This window comes from Shigella sp. SIG3, from assembly GCF_053555855.1.
Genome location: NZ_JBQZXE010000172.1, coordinates 1 through 5621, shown reverse-complemented (window position 1 = coordinate 5621; position 5621 = coordinate 1). Strand labels below are relative to the sequence as shown.

Genomic DNA, 5621 nt, shown 5'->3' with positions numbered 1-5621 from the left:
CAGATATGTCAGCAGCCCAAACAGCAGACTCCCCAGCACGCCTATTGCCGCCCACTGAGACGGGGAAAACCTGTCCAGCAACTGCAGGAACCAGTAGCCCGTTCCCACCGCTGACGTGGTGTATGACACACCTGTTGTGATTTTTTCCATCTGGTCCATACCCCGTCTCCCGTTATCCGGAAGCTGACAACAATAAAAAAGCCACCAGTTAACTACTGATGGCTCTGATAACTCATGCAAGCGTCTCAGACGACCCACTGACACTACCGGTGAGTTTAACGATACCTTCCATTTGACTGGCTCACTTTTTATGATGATGCCGGTGCATTTATCTCCAGCACCAGACTTTCTATCTCAACGCCATACGTTGCATTTTTGGTAATATCCGTCAGCGTCAGTGCATTTAGTCCCACTGCCAGACTGTCTTTTATGGCCTGGAATGCCGGGCCAGTACGATGACGTAGTATCACTCCGGCTCAGTTGCACCACTGACCACCACATCACCTTCTGCTGCAATCGCCTGCATCAGGGTATAAGGGGTTATGGCCACCGGACTACCAAACGGCTGCCAGCCCTCTTTCAGTTTATGTGTCAGCTTTTCCGCAAGATCTGACGGCGGCGCCGCCCTGACAACATCATAGTGTTTAAATGCCATGGTTCTTTCCACTATCTGAAAAATAATTCTTTAAAATACCTGACATGTAATACAGAAAAAACACAAAACCATACCTTAAATAAAAACCTGATTATCAAGCAGATATGCATGGATAAACTACAAGACGAGATATAAACCACCCTGCATTTAAATAAACAATAAACAACATCAGAAAAATAATTCTGCTCTATGGTTTAATTCAAAAATATCATTTATACTTTTCAGAACATCACCAGCAAGGCATAAACAAGGAAACTAAATGAAGTGGATTGTGATTGATACAGTTATCCAGCCATCATGCGGAATATCTTTTTCAGTCATATGGAGTAAAATAAAATTAATAATCTGGTATCAATCGGATGCTTTCTTACCTCCTGAAAGTATATTTACACTGACTCACACAGGCATCATGCTCAATAACAAAGTGCTACCTGTAACCATTTACAACGTAGTACCATTCAATAAAACATTCTGGAATTTAATCAAAAACAGCCAGGAATGCCCTACAAATACAGATAACGTATTGAATGAATGCTTTAATAACCGTTGCACTCTGCAAATATGTCCTTATGGACTAAAACAACAAAGTCCATAAGGAGTTTACTCACATCTGACAAAATCAATATAAACAGCCCCTCCGGAGAGGGGCTGGAGAGTGGCGCTATGTGCCATTGCATGGTGCCGGGTGCCTCCCGGTGAATTCAGTACCAGCACCTGAATCCGCGATTATCCCATATACCTACTCGCTGATTGCCCCTCCGCACAGGGGGATTCACCATGCCAGTTTCTTTTAACAAACTCCCCGCAAACCAGACAACAGTCAACCGCCTGAATTGTGAAGTATTTAAAAATTTCTCCCGCTAACTGATACCCGGCTAACAGTCTGGCGTTTTCTTTTTCAGCAACGGGAAAGCAACAACCACCACACCCGCCACCAGCACACCGTCAGCCGGCACTGACATTATCCGGCTGCTGCAATGCCATTCACAAAAACAGTAAGCAATCACTTTTTACCGTAACAGGTGATAATCCAGATATGTATCTACCCCAGATGAGTAATCCGAAGTTCATCCATACCACAGGTCCTGGCTATTCTGTTGTACTCCTGAACAAGAGCAAATAATTCTGAATTAGCAACCATGAACTCATCGCAAACCCTCTGTATAGCATCACTATTCAGAATAATAACGTCTCTTCCCGAAAGACGATCAGGAGTACAGAACAAAACTGTCAAACGGCTGAAGGCCTTTGCTCGTGCTGCATTGACTATATCAATACGCTGCCTAAGGATGAAACACCCCGACGCCTCATCAATATTCACTCTACCCACACCATATGAATGATAAATACTTAATGCTGAAAAAACCATTAGACCGTATAACAAATACTCAATCAATACTTAACAGAACTTTTATTTTTGACAAATATATAATATTTTCAACAATATCCTGAGCCAGGTATATTTCAGTATAAGGCTCTGCCGGAAGGAATCTGGAAGAATGAATATGGCGCGCTGTACTGGATTCGAACCAGTGACCGATTGCTTAGAAGGCAATTGCTCTGTCCGGCTGAGCTAACAACGCTGAATACCGATAATGGACCGCCATCGGGGACCCGCCCCCCGCACCAACAACCCTGTTATCGTGTCGTCTGCTCTTCCTGATAAGCTAATGGCGGTTTGTGATGGTGGCCCTTGCTGGATTTGAACCAGCGACCTGGCGATTATGAGTCGCTCGCTCTCACCACTGAGCTAAAGGGCCGGGAGCAGAATAATAACGGTCCGTAATTAATTTCGCAATAAAAAACCCGCTCAGCGGCGGGTTGTAGAAACTCTTCTAACGTCAGGCATAAAACGCCCATCATTATGACGAATTTACCACAGATTCCGGAAAAATCAACCTTGTTACCTAGTTACCTTTTTTAACTGCCGCTCAGCCCATGCTTCTTCAATATCAAACCGGGTCACCAGCGCATCATAAAATTTCTTAACTGTTTTTTCCCATGACGCGCGTGTTATCTGGTTTGTCACCTCGCATATAGCATTAAATGCCTCCGTTGATGGTAGTCTTTCATAGCCACGACCACCACAACGCTGGCAGTCTCTGATAACAGGCATACCACGTTTTACCGACTCTTCACGATGAATGGCGACACCACGCCCACGGCAATCCTTACAGGCGGTGGAAACCTCACCCTTTCCGCCACACTCCGGACAGGCAACTTTTACCACCTCCCTGACTTTTTTCCATTCTTCCCAGTAAGACGGATACACACCTTTCGTACACTTTGCCCATACCGGCGGCTTACCATCCGGATACTGGATCTTGTTTGTAAAAACTATGCTTTCAATAAATTTTTCCCCATAGCAACAAGGGCACTGCTTTTTACTCGCTGCGCTGCGGGCATAATCCTCAAAAGCGTACGAAGCCATAATGCGCATCACTACCGGTTTTATTTCTGCCGGAAGTTTTCTCAACGCCGCCACACGATCGCACCGACTGAGTGCATAATCTGCCAGTAATTCTGTTGCCCGCGCCCTGTCATTCATACTGATGCCCATTTTCCCCAGGAACGCAGAAAAACCCATCTCAGCCCGATTCTGTGTCATGCCCTGCGCGGCCATCACATCAGTGATACTCAGCGCATCTTTTGACGTTGAGGCCGATGCATCGGTCAGGCCAGGGGATTTTGGGGAGTAGTATTTCGGTAAATCTTCCAGTTTCATTTTTTGACCTGCTCTTAATGCATTATGGGGTAAATCTTCACCCCCAGACGTCCACCAGATACTGGCTGACCACGAACGATATTGATTTCATCAAACTGCTCATCGTCCATTAACACTCCCGCATGCGTCAGCGCATCCAGCGGTGCTTTCAGGATATTGTCCAGGTCGCGACGACGCTTATCCGGTGGCTCTGCAATCACCTTTATCGCCAGCCTTCCGGACAGGCTTAATTTCAGCCGCTGCTGGCGAACAATAAGCGCCACAGCCCGGCGATAACGCTTTCCCTCCTCCGAGATAAAATATGTGCTGCCACGGCGTCGCCAGTAAGTGTTCACCGTCGGCGGGTAAGGTAAAACCAAATCTATGAGCATCAGTCACCTCTTTTACCCAAGCACGCCAGTTGCAAAGGCGTGATCAAGAAAACGAAAAATTAAATCAACCTGAGAACCATGCTTTTCTTCGAACGCCAGAGGATCCGCATGAAGCTCGTTGTGATGCTCCCGACACAGCGGTAGCGTGAAAATATCGTGAGATTTTGTCCCCATTCCGCCCTGACCATGACCAATCAGGTGATGGGGATCGTCGGCTGGCTTACCACAACACGCACACGGCTGTGTCTTCACCCAGCGTTTGTATTTCTCGTTAACCCAGCTGCGACGTTTAGGTCGTTTCATGAAAGATTCCGGAGACTCAGGATCAACGGCAATGCTGACCACCGTCTTTTCCTGTTGTGGGTTCTGTTGCTGGTGGGCGTGAGGCAGCGGCGCAAGATTTTTTGTGCGCTGTTTCAGTATGCTGGTGGCGGTCTGCTCTCCCGGTACGATGTCGCTTTCACGGTACATTGAGCGGATTTTTTCCGCACGCAACCCCAGCGAACGACGTAATACCGCTTCCGGTAGCGCGTCCGCCACCTGATTGCGGACCGCCCACCAGGATAATTCAGCCAGAGATAATTCACGCTCCTGCGTACCGCTTATTGCGTGACCGATGACGTCAATCATCCATGCTGACAGGTTTTGATGAGCAAGTTGCTCGAGTGATTCGGATGTCTGGTCACGCAGCTGGTTGTCGCAGTGCCAGCACAACACCATTGCGCCGGTACCATAACGGTGAATGACGGTTTCGCTGTGATGATAATCGCCGTGTGGCCACTGGCAGGATTTAATATGGCGCAACAGCCAGTCAGACAATGCACCAGCACCACCAGCAGCACGAATCACCCGTGCGTTACTGAAAAACGGCAGCAATGTTTTGTCTTCCACCAGCGGCTGGCGAGCGGCAGGAACGACCCCGGACGGCAGATTACGCATGCTTTTCGGTTCCGGCTCCACCAGTAACCGGGTATTGTGGAATACCGGCATGGATTCACGACCGGGCTTAAGGACCACCAGCCCGAGTTCCGGAACCAGAACAGGTCGAAGTAATACCCGCACGTTACCTCCAGATCCGTTGCTGGAATGTGCGGGACGGACGCGGTGGCTGTTCGGAGTAAGGGAGCCTGACGGAGATTATCCAGTGACGGTAGTCGAGGCTAAGGGCTTTTTTAACCTCGCATCCGCGCCTGCGGTAACACTGAATGAGCCATTCGGCCTGTTCTTCAGTGCATGAGGGATGCTGGTACCAGTCTGACTTAAATGCGTGAGAATACCGCTCGTGCGTGTGGGCAAGAACGGTCGAATTATCATGATTGTAATATTTTGCGTTGCGTGCCATCGGTTTTCTCCGGTGGCACGGTGTTACTCAGCGGGAGTTCAGCCCCGCGCAAGATTGTAGATGAGTTTATTCTTCTGAAAAAGCAGAAAAGCCAGCTTTTATTCCGATCTCTTTCAATGCCTGTAATGAAGTGACAAACTCACCGTCGCGCAAGATAAATCCGTCCGTCACTCGGGCATCCACAAAATTAATTAACGCAGCCCCATTTTTTGCAAACACACAATGCGGTAATGACTAACAATATTTCCATTTTCAACGCACACAGCATAGAGGCCATCTTCACAAAAAATTTTACGCAGTTCTTCGATGTTCATCATCAGAATCCTTCCAGATAAGTAGCACTCCCCTGTTCGGGGTCCATCCCTTTTATCCCTGCGCGCTACTTAAGTATTTTTGATTCTATTCCGGCACCATCCAGAACTTCAAATGCGTTGAAAATAAAAACAAAAACCCGCCGAAGCGGGTTAAGTGCGGGTGCGTTGAGGATGCCTGCCACATCAGAGGTGGCGAGGGATTTCTCACTCGCCG

Annotated in this window: 8 protein-coding genes, 2 tRNA genes and 3 pseudogenes; 2 read left to right on the top strand and 11 right to left on the bottom strand. The window is 47.9% G+C overall.

The window, feature by feature from the left end; translation table 11 throughout:
* The 3 genes and pseudogenes from ACUU1I_RS19340 to ACUU1I_RS19330 all read right to left on the bottom strand — a co-directional run.
* On the bottom strand, nt 1-159 hold a 159-nt coding region (locus ACUU1I_RS19340), incomplete at its 3' end, for a phage holin (RefSeq protein ID WP_449144886.1).
* Nucleotides 160-308: 149 nt separating this feature from the next.
* Nucleotides 309-470: a hypothetical protein gene (locus tag ACUU1I_RS19335; RefSeq protein WP_001323614.1), complete on the bottom strand. Its 162-nt coding sequence runs from the start codon at nt 468-470 to the stop codon at nt 309-311.
* A pseudogene (locus ACUU1I_RS19330) lies at nt 470-655 on the bottom strand (DUF1737 domain-containing protein); the annotation flags it as partial. The pseudogene ACUU1I_RS19330 and the gene ACUU1I_RS19335, both read right to left, overlap by 1 nt.
* A 259-nt stretch (nt 656-914) precedes the next feature.
* On the opposite strand from ACUU1I_RS19330, the gene ACUU1I_RS19325 reads away from it, so the two are divergent.
* Entirely contained in the window at nt 915-1250 is a 336-nt protein-coding gene (locus ACUU1I_RS19325; protein ID WP_000871291.1) for an anti-adapter protein IraM, read from the top strand.
* Nucleotides 1251-1320: 70 nt separating this feature from the next.
* Nucleotides 1321-1446, top strand: a pseudogene (locus ACUU1I_RS19320) (hypothetical protein); the annotation flags it as partial.
* An 84-nt stretch (nt 1447-1530) separates the two neighbouring features.
* Here ACUU1I_RS19320 and ACUU1I_RS19315 read toward each other — a convergent pair.
* The 8 genes and pseudogenes from ACUU1I_RS19315 to rem all read right to left on the bottom strand — a co-directional run bounded on the left by ACUU1I_RS19315 (nt 1531) and on the right by rem (nt 5410).
* Nucleotides 1531-1617: a DUF3927 family protein gene (locus ACUU1I_RS19315; RefSeq protein ID WP_000115835.1), complete on the bottom strand. Its 87-nt coding sequence runs from the start codon at nt 1615-1617 to the stop codon at nt 1531-1533.
* 544 nt (nt 1618-2161) lie between these two features.
* Nucleotides 2162-2238 (bottom strand) — tRNA-Arg (locus ACUU1I_RS19310).
* Between the two features lie 101 nt (nt 2239-2339).
* Nucleotides 2340-2415 (bottom strand) — tRNA-Ile (locus tag ACUU1I_RS19305).
* A gap of 143 nt (nt 2416-2558) precedes the next feature.
* On the bottom strand, nt 2559-3380 hold the full coding sequence (locus ACUU1I_RS19300) for an antitermination protein (RefSeq protein ID WP_000762884.1): 822 nt from the start codon (nt 3378-3380) through the stop codon (nt 2559-2561).
* 14 nt (nt 3381-3394) lie between these two features.
* Nucleotides 3395-3751: a RusA family crossover junction endodeoxyribonuclease gene (locus tag ACUU1I_RS19295; protein WP_000904111.1), complete on the bottom strand. Its 357-nt coding sequence runs from the start codon at nt 3749-3751 to the stop codon at nt 3395-3397.
* 12 nt (nt 3752-3763) lie between these two features.
* Nucleotides 3764-4813 carry a DUF968 domain-containing protein gene (locus ACUU1I_RS19290; RefSeq protein WP_001265241.1) on the bottom strand — a complete coding sequence of 350 codons (1050 nt, stop codon included), beginning with the start codon at nt 4811-4813 and terminating at the stop codon, nt 3764-3766.
* 1 nt (nt 4814) lies between these two features.
* Nucleotides 4815-5093: a hypothetical protein gene (locus ACUU1I_RS19285; RefSeq protein WP_024258459.1), complete on the bottom strand. Its 279-nt coding sequence runs from the start codon at nt 5091-5093 to the stop codon at nt 4815-4817.
* A 66-nt stretch (nt 5094-5159) separates the two neighbouring features.
* Nucleotides 5160-5410 (bottom strand): annotated as a pseudogene (gene rem / locus ACUU1I_RS19280) (protein Rem).
* Nucleotides 5411-5621: the final 211 nt, after the last annotated feature.